At 35.4% G+C, this 15519-nt stretch carries 15 protein-coding genes; 4 read left to right on the forward strand and 11 right to left on the reverse strand.

Features of this window, described 5'->3' with window-relative positions:
* On the forward strand, positions 1–435 hold a 435-nt coding region (locus KMW37_RS22150; protein WP_215226827.1), incomplete at its 5' end, for a type IX secretion system membrane protein PorP/SprF.
* 62 nt (positions 436–497) lie between these two features.
* Here KMW37_RS22150 and KMW37_RS22155 read toward each other — a convergent pair.
* The 3 genes from KMW37_RS22155 to topA form a co-directional block, all read right to left on the reverse strand.
* Positions 498–1211: a pirin family protein gene (locus KMW37_RS22155; RefSeq protein ID WP_215226828.1), complete on the reverse strand. Its 714-nt coding sequence runs from the start codon at positions 1209–1211 to the stop codon at positions 498–500.
* A 23-nt stretch (positions 1212–1234) separates the two neighbouring features.
* Positions 1235–1933 carry an SIR2 family NAD-dependent protein deacylase gene (locus KMW37_RS22160; protein ID WP_215226829.1) on the reverse strand — a complete coding sequence of 233 codons (699 nt, stop codon included), beginning with the start codon at positions 1931–1933 and terminating at the stop codon, positions 1235–1237.
* Positions 1934–2116: 183 nt separating this feature from the next.
* Complete coding sequence (gene topA, locus KMW37_RS22165) at positions 2117–4438, reverse strand: type I DNA topoisomerase (RefSeq protein ID WP_215226830.1); 2322 nt, start codon at positions 4436–4438, stop codon at positions 2117–2119.
* A 166-nt stretch (positions 4439–4604) separates the two neighbouring features.
* Here topA and KMW37_RS22170 point away from each other — a divergent pair, with 166 nt between their 5' ends.
* The 3 genes from KMW37_RS22170 (at position 4605) to ypfJ (ending at position 7338) form a co-directional block, all read left to right on the forward strand.
* Positions 4605–5084 carry a SixA phosphatase family protein gene (locus KMW37_RS22170; protein ID WP_215226831.1) on the forward strand — a complete coding sequence of 160 codons (480 nt, stop codon included), beginning with the start codon at positions 4605–4607 and terminating at the stop codon, positions 5082–5084.
* A gap of 134 nt (positions 5085–5218) precedes the next feature.
* Complete coding sequence (locus KMW37_RS22175) at positions 5219–6295, forward strand: agmatinase family protein (protein WP_215226832.1); 1077 nt, start codon at positions 5219–5221, stop codon at positions 6293–6295.
* Between the two features lie 152 nt (positions 6296–6447).
* The gene (gene ypfJ / locus KMW37_RS22180) at positions 6448–7338 is read left to right on the forward strand and encodes a KPN_02809 family neutral zinc metallopeptidase (protein ID WP_215226833.1); all 891 of its coding nucleotides are present in this window, start codon (positions 6448–6450) and stop codon (positions 7336–7338) included.
* 105 nt (positions 7339–7443) lie between these two features.
* Here the strand turns inward: ypfJ and KMW37_RS22185 are convergent, their stop codons facing one another.
* The 8 genes from KMW37_RS22185 to KMW37_RS22220 form a co-directional block, all read right to left on the reverse strand.
* Positions 7444–7698, reverse strand: coding sequence for a hypothetical protein (locus KMW37_RS22185; RefSeq protein ID WP_215226834.1), 255 nt, complete (start codon positions 7696–7698; stop codon positions 7444–7446).
* Between the two features lie 272 nt (positions 7699–7970).
* Positions 7971–8867 carry a DUF481 domain-containing protein gene (locus KMW37_RS22190; protein ID WP_215226835.1) on the reverse strand — a complete coding sequence of 299 codons (897 nt, stop codon included), beginning with the start codon at positions 8865–8867 and terminating at the stop codon, positions 7971–7973.
* A gap of 235 nt (positions 8868–9102) precedes the next feature.
* Complete coding sequence (locus KMW37_RS22195) at positions 9103–9747, reverse strand: OmpA family protein (RefSeq protein ID WP_215226836.1); 645 nt, start codon at positions 9745–9747, stop codon at positions 9103–9105.
* Between the two features lie 24 nt (positions 9748–9771).
* The gene (locus tag KMW37_RS22200; RefSeq protein WP_246581609.1) at positions 9772–10542 is read right to left on the reverse strand and encodes a tetratricopeptide repeat protein; all 771 of its coding nucleotides are present in this window, start codon (positions 10540–10542) and stop codon (positions 9772–9774) included.
* Positions 10543–10942: 400 nt separating this feature from the next.
* On the reverse strand, positions 10943–11902 hold the full coding sequence (locus KMW37_RS22205; RefSeq protein WP_215226838.1) for a DUF6515 family protein: 960 nt from the start codon (positions 11900–11902) through the stop codon (positions 10943–10945).
* Between the two features lie 9 nt (positions 11903–11911).
* Positions 11912–12646 (reverse strand): DUF2092 domain-containing protein, encoded by a 735-nt coding sequence (locus KMW37_RS22210; RefSeq protein ID WP_215226839.1) that lies wholly within the window; start codon positions 12644–12646, stop codon positions 11912–11914.
* A gap of 145 nt (positions 12647–12791) precedes the next feature.
* The gene (locus KMW37_RS22215) at positions 12792–13115 is read right to left on the reverse strand and encodes a helix-turn-helix domain-containing protein (protein ID WP_215226840.1); all 324 of its coding nucleotides are present in this window, start codon (positions 13113–13115) and stop codon (positions 12792–12794) included.
* A gap of 1014 nt (positions 13116–14129) precedes the next feature.
* Positions 14130–15296 (reverse strand): helix-turn-helix domain-containing protein, encoded by a 1167-nt coding sequence (locus tag KMW37_RS22220; protein WP_215226841.1) that lies wholly within the window; start codon positions 15294–15296, stop codon positions 14130–14132.
* Positions 15297–15519: the final 223 nt, after the last annotated feature.

A 15519-nucleotide genomic window follows, 5' to 3' on the forward strand; every position in this document is an offset into this window, starting at 1 on the left:
ACACATGAAAAGTACTACCTGTCCTATGCGATGCACCAGGTGAACGGTGGTGGCTTTGCGAGCGGTGATGAGTTCATGGATGGCAGGCCTGTCAACTATATTGTCCAGGCAGGCTATAGGGAAGCTGTAAGTGAAAATCTTTCGGTGATCGGTAATTTCTTTTACAGGAACCAGGAAGACCTTCCGGACAATATAGAGTTCAACCTGAAGGCCTTGTTGATGGACAAATTCTGGTTGGGCGCGGGGCACCGGGTGGACTATGCGAACAACCTGCAGCTGGGCTTCCTGCTGAAGCGGGTGAAGGTGGGCTATGTCTATGAGTTCCCAACCAACGGCAGTTATCTCTTGCCCGGCAATACCCATGAGTTCATGGCCATGTTCAGCCTGTTCAGGACAAACGAAAGGAAACATGCCAAGGAAGTATTGATTTGGTAAATATGAATTATTTTTATTTCAATAAGGCTCTCAAAATAAATGAGAGCCTTATTTATTTGCACTTAGTTCAAGGGAACTTCCATTAACAATATTTTGGAGTCAGAATTGGATTTGACATTAAAAATTGAAGTGTCTGATATTCCTACACCATCCCTTGAATCTAGTTCAATTCCTTCGACATCCAAATTACCATTTAATACAAAAAGATAAACTCCATTATTATTTGGATCTTTAAGAGAATACTTTACTTGATGTCCTTGATCTAGATTGGCAAAGTGAAACCAAGCATTTTGATAGATCCAGACACCTTCATCATTGGGATTTGGCGACAATATTTGAGAAAATCGGTTTTTAGCCTCTTCCTCATTAAGTTTTATTTGATCATATCGTGGTTCGACATTCCTTTTATTGGGAATAATCCAAATTTGAAGGAATTTGACAGGTTTGTCTCTATTCTTATTGTATTCACTATGTTTAATACCTGTTCCTGCACTCATTACTTGTATATCACCCTCCCTTATCACTGTGGTATTCCCCATACTATCCTTATGTTCTAAATCTCCCTCCAAGGGTATGGAAATAATTTCCATATTATCATGTGGATGAGTTCCAAAACCCATCCCTGGGGCTACTTCATCGTCATTAAGCACCCTTAGTTTTCCAAAATGGATCCTTTCAGGATCATAATAATTGGCGAAGCTAAATGTATGAAAAGAATTAAGCCAACCATGATTGGCATGACCTCGGGTATTAGCTTTATGTAGTACGGTTATCATTTTGGATATATTTAAACGGCTATTTATAAACCATTATCTCGTTTTAATAATTCCTTTAATTCCTTTACACCTTCGCTTGCAGTTTTTTGAATTGTGGTTAAGTTCTCCCATAATCCTGTTTCGGGAATATTTACATCAATAATATATTTTGGAATGGAATTACGTGTATACTGAATAAGACTGGCGGCTGGATAAACCAGCAGAGATGTACCTACTACAACAAATAAATCAGCCTTTTCAGCGGCTTCTATTGCTGGCTCCATAATGGGAACCATCTCACCAAACCAAACAATAAAAGGACGTAATTGACTGCCTTTTTCGCATTTATCCCCAAGTTTTATTTCCCAAGAATCCATATCATAAACCAATCTAGGGTCTAATGTGCTTTGGGATTTAAATAGTTCACCGTGTAAATGGATGACCTTCCCTGAACCTGCTCTTTCATGAAGATTGTCTATATTTTGGGTAATAATGGTGACATCGAAATATTTTTCTAATTCTGCAAGTCCATAGTGAGCAGCATTTGGACTTACCTCCAAAGCCTGTTTCCTTCTTTGATTGTAAAATTCCAAAACTATTTCCTTGTTTTTTCTCCATCCCTCTGGAGATGCAACTTCCATAATATCATGGTTTTCCCATAGCCCATTGCTGTCCCTAAAAGTTTTGATGCCACTTTCAGCAGAAATCCCCGCACCTGACAAAACAACCAATTTCTTTTTCATCTGAATAATTATTCAACTAAATAAAAATACAATTTCTGAATTCTATTCGCTAGGTTACTTTATCAATTTATCAAAAAAATGGAAGTTCATCCATAATTAGTTCAATAGGAGAGAAAGTCCTTCTTCCTACTGCATGGGCTAAGGTCTAAAAACTAAAAAGCCGGAACATTGTCCGGCTTTTTATTATTTTTTCTTTTTAGCATACCTTCCCTTTTTCTTTTCGGGCTGGTTTTCAATGATCTCAATGGTTTCTTCATAACTGAGATCTTCAGCAACCTTATCCTTAGGGATTTTAAAATTATTCTTTCCGAATTTAATATATGGTCCCCATCTTCCATTTAATATTTGAATTTCTGGATTCTCATCAAAGCTCTTGATATGCTTTTTGGCATCTGCTTCACGCTTGTCCTTAATAAGCTGTATGGCCTCTTCTTCAGTAATACTTAATGGATCTAGTTCTTTTCCCAGTGAAACGAACTTGCTGTCGTGCCTAATATATGGACCAAATCTCCCTATTGCAGCAACGATCTTTTTATCTTCGAACATTCCCACATCTCTAGGAAGTTTGAAAAGCTCCATTGCATCTTCAAAGGTTATACTCTCAATAAACTGCCCTTTCTTTAGACTGGCAAATTGCTTTTCTTCATCTTCCTGATCGCCTATCTGAACCAATGGTCCAAATTTACCCAAACGAACAATTACCGGTTTTCCAGTCTTAGGATCAACACCTAATTCTCTAGAAGAGCTCACGTTGGCACGTTCTACAGTTTCTGCTTCTTCAACTGTATTATGGAATTTACCATAGAAGTTTTGGATCATATCATCCCATTGTTGCAATCCATGGGCAATATCATCAAATTCCTTTTCTACTTTAGCAGTAAACTTAAAATCAATAACATTAGGGAAGTGCTCCACTAAAAAGTCATTGACCACCATGGCTATATTGGTAGGGAAGAGTTTATTCTTATCAGAACCTGCATTTTCCGTTTTCTCACTTTTTGCAAACTCACCATTTTTGATAATCATTTCGGTGTAATTACGGGGCTTTCCATCTCTGGATTCCTTAATTACATAGTTTCGCTTTTGTATCGTCGAAATGGTAGGTGCATAGGTAGAAGGTCTACCAATGCCCATTTCCTCTAGTTTCTTTACCAATGATGCTTCAGTGTATCTTGCAGGAGGTCTGGTAAAACTCTGACGGGCTTTCATTTCTGTCAGGTCTAGTTCTTGACCAATGGTCAAAGGAGGTAATAAGCCTTTACTTTGGTTATTTTCCTCATCTTCCTCATCATCGGTACTTTCCAAGTATACTTTTAGAAACCCTTCAAATTTGATAACTTCTCCATGAGCACTTAAATTCTGGTCAGAATTACTTATGGAAATACTAACATTGGTTTTCTCCAATTGTGCATCAGCCATTTGGGATGCGATGGCACGCTTCCAAATCAGTTCATATAGTCTTTGCTCATTTCTTTCGGTACCTGCTTCCAGATTAGAGAAATTGGTTGGCCTGATGGCTTCGTGAGCTTCTTGGGCACCTTCAGCCTTTGAAGTATAAGCTCTTGCCTTATGATACTCATTTCCAAATGCACTGACAATTTGGTTTTTAGCACTTTCCATTGCCTCTGAAGACAGATTGACACTATCAGTCCTCATATAGGTGATCTTACCTGCTTCATATAACCTCTGAGCGATAGTCATGGTTTGCGAAACAGAAAAGCCTAATTTTCTACTTGCTTCTTGCTGAAGGGTGGAAGTGGTAAAAGGCGCAGCAGGGGTTTTCTTTGCTGGTTTTTTCTCTAAGCTTTTTATGGAGAAATTAGCCTCCAAACAATTCTTAAGAAACTCCTCGGCTTCTTCCTGAGTTTCAAACTTCTTCGGTAGCTCAGCATTTAATACTTTGCCCTTGACATCAAAGATTGCTGTTATTTTATAGGAAGACTTTGATTCGAACTTTTCAATTTCTCTTTCCCTGTCTACAATAAACCTTACAGCTACGGATTGTACTCTACCCGCAGAAAGACCAGCTTTTACTTTTTTCCAAAGTACTGGAGACAATTCAAAACCTACGAGCCTATCCAAGATTCTTCTTGCCTGCTGAGCATTTACTAGATCAATATCTATAGACCTTGGGTTTTCGATGGCTTTAACAATTGCATTTTTGGTGATCTCCCTAAATACAATCCTTTTGGTATTATCTTCCTTTAACTTAAGAACCTCTTTTAAGTGCCATGAAATGGCTTCTCCTTCACGGTCATCATCACTTGCTAGGTAAATGGTTTCAGAGTCCTTTACCAAGCTTTTGAGCTGTTTGATAACCTCTTTTTTATCAGAGGTAACTTCGTAGGTAGGATGGAATTTATTTTTTATATCAATGGCCTTATCTCCTTTGGGCAAATCACGGACATGACCATAGCTGGAAGCTACTTTATAATCCTTACCGAGATAACCTTCAATGGTTTTTGCTTTGGCTGGAGATTCGACAATGACTAAATTTTTTGGCATAGTGATATTCTTTATCTGGAAGCAGCGATTATTATAATCATGCTCTACAAAATTCAAAAATAGAAGCGATTATATTCTCCTCCAAATATAAATTCATCTCATATTGATTTTGGCATGGTTATTTCGTTGTAATATTGTAATAATTTTTCATCGATATCAAGGTAATATGGCAAAATATCTGACATTATTAAGACATGGTGAGGCCGAACCGGCTCATGGTTTTAAAGGGGATTTTTCTAGAAATCTTAGCGATAATGGAAAATATAGACTTAATAGACTGGGAGCCATTTTAAAAGAGAGAGCCATGTTTTTTGATATTTCGTATGTGAGCTCTGCCCAACGAACACAGGAAACGGCTGATATCATTGATAATTATTTATCCATCACGAATAAAGAAATAAAGAAGGATCTTTATCTAGCTGATGTGGATATCATTTTTGACACATTGAGAACAGTATCTGATGAAATTAATCAGGTCATTCTCATAGGGCATAATCCAGGTATTAGTGGTGCGCTAGCTATGTTGACAAATGATTTCCAAATCAATATGACTCCAGGAATGATGGCAATATTAGAATTACATGCTGATTCTTGGGAAGTTGGTATAAACAGGGGAATGGGCACATTAAAAGAGGTTATTCAATAGAATAGCGGACAATTATCTTTTTTGATTATGGGTATATTCGTGGAATTTCAGTAAATTATATAAGGATTTAGAATCTTTTTAAAGGATTAAGACTTAAATCTTTTTAAAAAAAATAACAGTATAAAAATAAGATTATGATTACTAGGAAACAGGAAGTAATTAATCATTTTGATCCAAATGGAGTGGCATCACATGGTAATATTTTTGGTTTGCCATATGATGAAGAAACAGCAACACTTATTATCGTTCCTGTACCATGGGAAGTTACAGTAAGTTACTCTCATGGTACAGCAAAGGGGCCGGAAAGTGTGTTAAATGCTTCTGCTCAGGTTGATCTTTTTCAGGATGATATTGTGGATGCCTGGACAATGGGCATTCATATGTTGCCCATTCCTGCTGAGTTGGCCCATAGCAATTCCAACCACCGTAAAATTGCAGATGATTATATTGAATGGTTAGAAACAGGAAAGCAAAAGGAAGATAATGAAAAATACTTGGCAGTTCCTGATCTTATCAATAGGGCCTGTTTAAAGATGAACGAATGGGTCTATAAAACAGCCAAAAATTACCTTAACCAAGGAAAACTGGTTGCATTATTAGGTGGAGACCACAGTACTCCACTTGGATATATTAAGGCTCTGTCTGAAAAATATTCAAGCTTTGGGGTATTACAAATAGATGCACATGCTGATCTTAGAGACGCCTACGAGAATTTTGAATATTCTCATGCCAGTATTTCACATAATTTTCTTAAAATTCCACAGGTAGAAAAACTTGTACAATTAGGTATTAGGGATTATTGCGAAGAGGAATCAGATAGAGCGAAAGAAGATCCAAGAATTCACACCTTTTATGATAAAGAAATCAAGGAATCCATGTATGAAGGAACCACATGGAGGTCTATTTGTAATCAGGTAATCAATTCATTGCCGAGAGAAGTATATATCACCATTGATATTGATGGATTTGATCCTAAACTATGTCCAAATACTGGCACGCCTGTTCCTGGCGGATTTGACTTGGAGCAGATCATGTATTTAATGAAGCTATTAGTGAAGTCAAACAAAAAAATCATTGGATTTGATATAGTGGAAGTAGCTCCAGGTGATGATGGAAATGAAATAGATGGAAATGTAGGAGCGAGGGTATTATACAGAATGTCCAATCTATTTGGTGTTTCCCAAAATAAACTTTGGTGGACTGAACATTAGCCCATCTATATTCCTTTCCAATGTTAGTTTAAGATTAATTTTTGATAATAAATTAGAGGTTTATTAATCGCTAATTTATTATCAAGATAATCGCTATTAGATTACTATATTAGGAATACTTTAATAGGCTTATATACAAAAACTGCTGGGTCATGAAGTGGAAAGGAAGGAGAAAAAGTGAAAACGTGGATGATCAAAGGGGAAACTCTAGAGGAAGTTCTCCTATGTCCCCTATGCTAATTGGTCCGTTGATCAGGCTTCTTTTTTCTAAAACAGGGATCATACTAGTAGGTGGTTTTTTTATTATTGCCTGGATAACAGGATCTAACCCACTTCAGATTTTACAGAATTTTGTTGGGGGGACTGGAAATCAGTCTTCGGCAACTAGTGAATATGTTGGATCAGAGGAAGAAGAGGAGTTGATAGGTTTCTGCTCAGTTGTTTTAGCTGATACGGAAGATGTTTGGAATAGCCTTTTAGAAGACTATCGAGAACCCACCTTAGTAATCTTTAGTGATGAGGTGCGCTCAGCATGCGGATATTCAACTTCAGCTGTAGGTCCTTTTTATTGCAGCGAAGATGAAAAATTGTATTTAGACCTGAGCTTTTATAGTGACTTGAGGGATAAACTTAACGCTCCTGGAGATTTTGCTCAGGCATATGTCATAGCACATGAGGTCGGGCACCATGTCCAACATTTATTAGGAATAACTGATCAGGTTCATAACCTTCGTGGAAATTTAAGTGAAGTGGAATACAGCAAGTTGTCAGTAAAACTGGAATTACAGGCTGATTTTCTAGCTGGTGTTTGGGCTCATCATACCCAAAGGGCTAAAAATATTCTTGAAATGGGGGATTTGGAAGAAGCTTTAAATGCTGCCAATGCCATTGGAGATGATCGGTTGCAAAAACAGTCTGGTGGGCGAGTAGTTCCGGACTCCTTTACACATGGGACTTCAGCGCAGCGAATACGATGGTTTAGAAAAGGTTATGATACCGGAGATATTTCCCAAGGCGATACGTTCAATGCGGAAATATTATAAACTAATAGATAGCAGCTTCTCTCCAGTTTACTGATGAAAGCTGCTATCTATTCTACTTATGTTTTTGCTTAAAGGAGAGTGAAATTATCCATGATATGTCTTAGCTTATTCTTCTAATGCCTTCTCTATATCCTTTTTAACTTTTTTCGCACTTTTGTTAATGTCTTTTGCAGAATTGTCCAATGCATCACCTATTTCGTCTGCTGTGTCTTCTAAGTCATCAGCGACTTTTTCAATTCTCCTTTCCAACCTTTTTGCTGTTCTCTCAACCCTGTCTTCCAGATTTTTATTTTTCTTATCCTCACATGAGATGATGGTAATAATACCTAAAAGGACTAGAATATAACTGTATTTTTTCATTTTGATATTTTAGAATGATTGGCCCAAGTTTTCAAATCTAAATAAACAATCATTAAGGAAGAAAAAAGTAAGCCAATTAAATTGAGGATAAAAAAGATAAGCTGTTTTATAATAAGTAAATTGATCCCCTTGTTTCTATGCCGACCTATCACAAGTAGAATCATTCGCTTTGATTTCGTCTTAAAAGAGATTGCATACATAAGGAAGTCGGGCTTTTCCGATATCCATTGGATGAAGCAATAATAAGGACTTATATACAGTTCCAGCAAAAATTATAATTCCCAACCTATCCCTGTTTGGAAAACGTAATCAGCTTTACTTGCTCCTTCTACAACTTGGTTATCATAATTTAGTGAGAATCCAACTTTGATATACAGCTCAAGAGGCAGGTCATATTTTACGTCTATATTATAATCAAATCTCCATCTACCTTTTTCAGTAATCCCTGGGAAAACTACCGCTTTCGTAAGCAAATTTAGGTCCCCTATATCATAAAGATTTAGTTCACTACCTACATATCCTTCCATACTGTTCCTATTGGCATCATCACTAGAAAACTTTTCATTAACATATGAAAACCCTCCTTCAACACCCAAATAGGACTGATTGGTATGAATAATATATTTACCCACCCCCAGTTTAAAGATACTCCTAAGATCTAGTTTTTGTTCTGTATTGGATAGAAAGGAATAATTAGCTGGTAAATACCAATCCTTGGGAAGAAATTTTCTAAAGGAGAAACTACCATCTTCTCTTCTAATGGGCTCAACTTCATCTTGGTTTGACTTTATAAGATTGTAGCCAGCTGAAGCTGACCATTTAGGAGCAACGTATCCTAAGGCACTTCTTAGACCCGATTGGGTTAGATTATTTGCTTTGGTGAAACTATAATTAATATCAATATTGGCAGATAACCTACTAAGGAAATCATTTTCATAAGTCTTGAAATAGACGATTTCATTTAAATTTACTTCAATCGAATCTCCACTTATAGTATGAATTATGACATGATTTGGAGTAGAGGATTTTAAATACCCATTATGCCTCTGACCTGAAGTCAATGTAATAAGATAGTTTTGTTTTGAATATACCTCACTGATCTTTTCCCATTCTATTTTAAAATCACTGTCACTATAATCCGTTTCGATAACGACAATCCCTTTGTCCATTGACTTAATTTCTCCCACTATTACATCTTTATTTTTAAATATTAAAGAATCAGTTTGAGCATAAGACGACAAAAAGCTTAAACAACAAATAGAGATAAGTAGAATAAAATTTTTCAAAATAAATAAAGTTTTAAGTTGAGAGATATCTATTAAATGCCTGAATAAAATTTCATTTGTGTCGAACTTGAAATATTAGGATCCTTATTCTTGTAACTTTCTAATGATTATTAAAAAATCAAAGAGTACCGGCTTTTGCTTCCTCTTGCATATCCTCATTGGCATAAATAGCCATTTCTACTCTTCGGTTTTTAGCCCTGTTCTCCTCATCATTTGGATATTTAGGTTGGGTTTCACCATACCATTTTTCGATTAACCTTGATTTTTCTACACCATTTTCGGCAAGAAAATTAGAAACAGCTTTTGACCGTTTTTCAGACAATACCATATTGAACTCTTCACTACCTGAGTCATCTGTATGCCCCTCAATAAGTATATTTGTATCTGAGTATTTTTCAAATACAGGGATAGCTCTTAAAAGGTCATCCTTATAACTCTCACTCAAATTCGCCGAATTAATCTCAAACACTAGGCTGGCATCAAATGTCACATTAATACCTTCATTGATCCTTTTTACTTCTGCTGTAGGGATAGCCTGGGCCAATTCCTTTGCCTGCTGATCCATCTTTTTACCAATCAAGTTTCCGGCTGCTCCACCAATGGCTGCCCCCGCCAAAACACCCCAAATACTTCCTTTGGAGACAGCAGCTCCGATTGCTGCACCACCTGCAGATCCTATAGCGGTTCCTTTTTGTTGATTGTTCCAGTTGGCACAACCCAATAAAACGCTAATGCTCAGGATTAAAATAAATAGCTTTTTCATGGTCCAATTCGTTTTCATAAGTAGTTAGTTGCAAATTAGTGCGGAGAACATATCCATGCTCATGTCTTCCCACCCCAGATTCAAAGCTTTGCTAAGATCTGAACATAGCACTTCTTTTTCATCTGAAGTCATTTTATCCCGAAGTTCATTGGCCTTATTAGTTCCGTATTTATTCTCCAGTTTTTTAAGAGAAACTTTTGTTCGACTTATGGAAATATCTAATGGATCATGACCCTTTCTTAGGGCTTCATCATAATTGGCATAAGCTTCTTCATATTCATTATAATATAGATTCATATCACCTTTCTGGATAATATAAGCGGTGTTTTCAGGACTCAATTCAATAGCTTTGTCTAGATAGATATCGGCAGAATCTCGATCATTAAGTTGCCGGCTATAAATCCTTGCCATCAATGCATAGTTATTGGCTCTTTCACTGGTATTTTGATTCATCTCGGTCAATTCAATCACTTTTTGTAATTCTGATTTTGATCCTACAGAATCCCCAAGTTCATTTAATGCTATTCCTTTTTGGAAATGAGCCAAGAGACTTTTGTCCTTAGTTATCTTAAGAGCGACTTCAGCTTCCCTAATAGCCTGATCATATTGCTGAAGTCCGTTATATGCTTCAGCTTTACTGGTTGCTGCTATTTCTTTTGCATCCTTTGTTTTGCAACTTCCGCTAAATTCATCCAATTTAGCCAAAGCTTCAGTATATGATTCTGCATCTAAAAGTCCATTTGCTTCATCCAATAAGGCTTTACATTTTTTGCCCATGGTAAAGGTCTGTGACATGGTTGGAAGGTATGTTATTAGAAAAATCAACGTGAGAATTAGAGTATGTTGTTTTCCTTTCATAAGTGATTATATTAAGGATTTGTAGTACGGATAATAATAGATAGTCTTGGTGACTTAAATAGCTTGAGCTATACCTGTGGTGGTTCGTTCTATCTTTTTTTAATGATGTTTATAGTTGTTAAGAATCAAATCATGATAAATTGAACTTTCTAATTAAATTAAAAAGTATAGTATTGGTATTCTGATTTAAAAATGGATAATCTGCTTAAAATTATAGGATTAAGCAAAGTACATGCTTTTGATATATTGATCAGAAGAAGCTAAGCATTCGACTTGCTTAAACTTCCCTTACAGTAAGGATCTTTATTTTAAGCATACTTAACTAAGGAAAACCAATTTATTCTTCTTCCGCTTCTACCTGAACAACTTCATACATATTTTTTCCATTCTCCTGAATAGGCTGGTAATAAGTTTCACCATACTGTACATAGGTTTGATCACCTATTTTAACTTCTTCGGCTCCCTCAGGCAGGTTCTCAACCACTGTTCCTGCAGTAGGAGGCACTACAGTATATCCTTCATCTGTTTTTTCATAATACGTGCCACCATAGTAATAATTATTAGTCGTTTCATTTACCACAACAGTAGTAGTTTCTTGAGGTAAGGTTTGAACAGTTGCTCCTACAGGTGCTTCTACCACTGTATAACCATCATTGCTTTGGACATAATAAACGCCATTATCGTAGTGATACTTTTGGTTCTCAATGGTAATTACAATAGCTGTAGTGGCTAATGCAGCTACAAAAAATCCCCAAGGATGCCAAGCAGGTCCCCAGTAATACGGCCTAAACGGATGATAATAATATGGCCTATAACTGTAATATCTGTACCTACCATAACTATAAGGTGGCCTGTAATAAGGGCGGGGATTTCTGATAACTACTGTACTTCTATTAATGTTAACTCTGTTATTTACATTCACAGAGGTTCTGACATTGTTTGTGGTTCTGGAATGATTAGATCGATTTTGATAATTAGTTCTATTGTTTGATGATCGTGTATTTGTTGATCTAGCATTTGTTGACCTTGTGTTAGTAGATCTGGTATTTGTGGCTCTATTTGTATTTGTCCTAGTGTTACTAGGTCTAGTTTGTGTGGCTCGAGTGTTATTGAATGCAGGCCTTTCCCTTGATCTTTGAGCTCCTCCATTTATACTCCTTCCTGAAGAAGGTCTTGCTTGCGCTCCTCCTCTGGATGGGCTATGCTTCAATCTCTGTGCTGTTGATAAGCTTGGAAAGGACAACAAAAGGCAAATACCAAGCCCCAGTATTAGTTTTAGGTTTGGGAGGTTCATCATCTTACTTCTTTATATGGGTTTTGGGAGAATGGCAACAAGTCTTGCGCCTGGAGGTGGTATGAAATCGAATATTTTTTCGGGATATTCTACATTAATTTCCCAATCTGAAAAGGTAGCTTCATATTGGATGGGAAGTTCATTGTCACGGTTGATTATCGACAATTTGAAAGGTAATGTTAGTGCGTCATTTGATATCCAGATCTGGACATTCATGGCATCATTAATGGCAGCTATTTGAAACACTTCTGTACCATTAATTGCCTTTCTTCCCAAGAAATATATTTGATCAAAATTATCAATCAGGTCATCTGTAAAAGAAGGATAGAAAAAATCTGCAGCGGGAAATTCAACATCATATTTAATGTTGATACTGTCTATCGTACTTAGGATATTATTTGGTGCTGCTACGGTGGTATAGTTGTTTTCATCAAATGAGTACCTAGTAAAAACCTCCCCATTATAGTAAAATCCTTGATTTTCAGGATATCCTTTTGCAAGAACCATCATTTTGTCAGGTCCTTGCATGATTACATCATGTTCGGTAAACTCTTTGGAATGACCAGACAATGGATATATGTTTTTATGGTCTGACGACGTTGAAAGGTGAAAACTGCAAGATTCCAATTGGCCGATTACTTCACTCATACGGTCAAGGATATAAATAGCAGTCGAATCAATAGACTTTTCCTGTGAATAGGTGAGGAGTGGACAAAAAAATAATGCTATTAGGGTCAGTTTTTTCATGACTTTCATCCATTTATTAGAAAGCCCAGCTTCCTAGTTGTTGACAAATCAATCAGTAATACTAAAAATTAATATAATTAGTATTGGAATGAAGTCAATAAACTTCAGCAGTATTACTGACAAGTGTTATAAATATTGTCATATCTCACTTATTTGAAGGGATTTTAAGAAAATGGCTTATATAATCTGCAGCATTATAACCTGTAAACTCCTTAAATGAATTAATAAAGCTGACACGATTTTTGAAACCACTCTTCTTTGCCAATATATCCAATGTCAATTGAGATATAGCCCCTTTCTTTATAATAGTCTGGCTGTAGATTATTCTTTGCTGGTTGATATATTCCTCAAAACTTAATCCTTCCTGATGCCAAAAGAAACATTCTAGATCATTTGTTGAAACCCCCAATTCATTTGCCATTTGGTCTATACTGAAATACTTTTCCAGATGGGGTTTATGATTATTCATATAAAGTTTTATTTGCTTCTTTAATAATTGATGATCTTCACTGTTCAAATGATTCTTAAGGTCTAATTTAGGCCTTAAACCGGCGTATTTTTTTTCTTCCAAGGGAATCGGCATCAATCCAAATAGGAAATCTGGTTTCAAAAATAAAGATAGGCTTATTAACAGCACTCCTAGGGCTTCCCAAATATCTATTATAATAGAATTTTGGGTAGAGTCACCAGAAATTTTAAATATGAAAAAAGGAAGAAATAAAGTGGGTAGGATAATTAGATAAAACATTACCCATTTCAACCAGCCTTTATGGACCCTAAATTTCTTTTGCTTCTTTAAATATAAAATCTTTAAGGCAGTCTGGATCTCTAACATCCAATAAAACACCAACTGCAAATGGATTAAAAATGCCAATGGTCCTATGAATGAATCGGATAGTGAATTACGATAGTTAATTGTTCCAATTATAAAAATAAGTACAGGTAATATAAAGTGTATCGGTAAATTCAACCTTTTGAGTTTTTTGTGGATTAGAGAGTGGATATGCAAATAGTGAATCGGTACAAAGAATGACATAAAAATTAATGCTAAAAAACCAGGTTTGATAAAGGAAAAGTTCAGGTTTAGCTTTTCAATGGACTGAATAATATCCATAGAAATCCATAAAAAAAGACAAAAAAACATTAAGCTTAAAAGGCTCATGGCGTTCTTTTGATCAGTTATTTTTGTTGGGTAGGACAGAAGAACCAAAGCCGCTATCAGGGAAGCAGTAGCCGCCATTAATTGGATTATAGTACTCAATGAAATATTGATTTGCATACCTTATAGCAAGATTAGTCCAGCATTATAGCTACTGGATGCATTTTCCTTTAATTAACATGAAGAAAATACAGTTGAATAATTGGTATAATAAAACTGTCAGGAACTTGGTATAGTACTCCGATTAAATTAAAAAATACTTTTGAGGATAAGGGGAATTATAAATTCGAAATGCCAATATTTATAATAATGGCTAAAATTCAATCACTTGAAATTCTTAATAAACTCAGAAGGAGTCTGACCAGAAAACTTTTTGAAAGCAGCTCTAAACGAATTTCTGTTGCTAAATCCACAATCGAAAGCAAGACCTTCCAAGGTTATGTTTCTCCATTCTCCTTCCCGGATTTTCTGCTTACAATGTTCAATTCTATATTTATTTAAAAAGTCATTAAAGTTTACGCCTTTTTGCTTATTGATGAAAGAACTCAGTATATAAAGTGGTATGTCAAGCTCCTCCGCTAAATCATTCAAGTTATAACCTTGATTCAAATATGGCGCATTGTTTTCTATATGATTATTTAATTTTGAATCTATTTCTATTATCCTAGATTCACTTAAAAACTTTGAGGTATATGAGTTTCCTTTGGCCATTCTTTTTTTGTTTCTATTGCTTTTCAGCTTCTCTATAGATGGACCCAGGACACCTGCAAAACCATATAGTATCTTAGGTTGCCTAAAGAGATAAATACAGGTGCTTAATAAAACCAATGCCCCTGCCACCTTACTCAAGTCCTCATATAAACCATTTTCAAACGGATAGTAAGAATGGATAAAATAAGGATAGAAAAGAAAAAACTGTACTGAAAGAAAAAAGAAAATCCAGTTGAGGATGGGCTGATTTTTTTCCTTGAATTCTTTTTCCTCGTTGCTTATGAATTTAAGAAGTAGACTGAGCTGCAATACAAAATAAAGTCCGAAAAAGATATGATACATTATATTGACTAATTCCTTTGGAATAAATGAAACTTGCAAGAATATGGAGGTATCTGGCAATCCGGAGATACCCATATTTAGTATATTAACTTTTTCATCATGAGGTAATGTTAAAAAGGGGATGCTATCAATTAGAATCAATAAAAATGGAATAAGATGGACAAAGTCTTTCGGTGAAATTGATTGAGAATAAAGTAGGTTTCTAATGTAGAGATAGGAGAGCGGTATAAATAAAAAGCAAAGGATATTACTTATTTTGAAAGTTAGAGGGAATTGGTAAACCATATTGCTTTCAGTAATAATTCCAGCAATGATATTTATCACCATCACTATCAAAGCAAAGCTTAAAAAACTTCTTGATTTTCCATTACCATCTCTAAATGCAAATAATATTATGACAGTAATTATTCCTAAAGTGGCAGCTAATAGATTAGCCAATGTTATTAGATTAAAATTGGTTATCATCTTAATTCATTAGAGTTTAGTTAAAAAATTATTTATGGTACTTCAGAATTAGAGTAAAATAGATCCAATACCTTATTCACTTGTTTATTGTAGATTTATTGAATATATAAATTTCTTAAAGGATGTATATTAAATAAACATTATTTTTTTGAACTTATTTATCTTATTTATATTTAAGATTTTTGCAACTTATATT

The sequence above is a fragment of the Echinicola shivajiensis genome, from assembly GCF_018642165.1.
Lineage (GTDB): Bacteria > Bacteroidota > Bacteroidia > Cytophagales > Cyclobacteriaceae > Echinicola > Echinicola shivajiensis.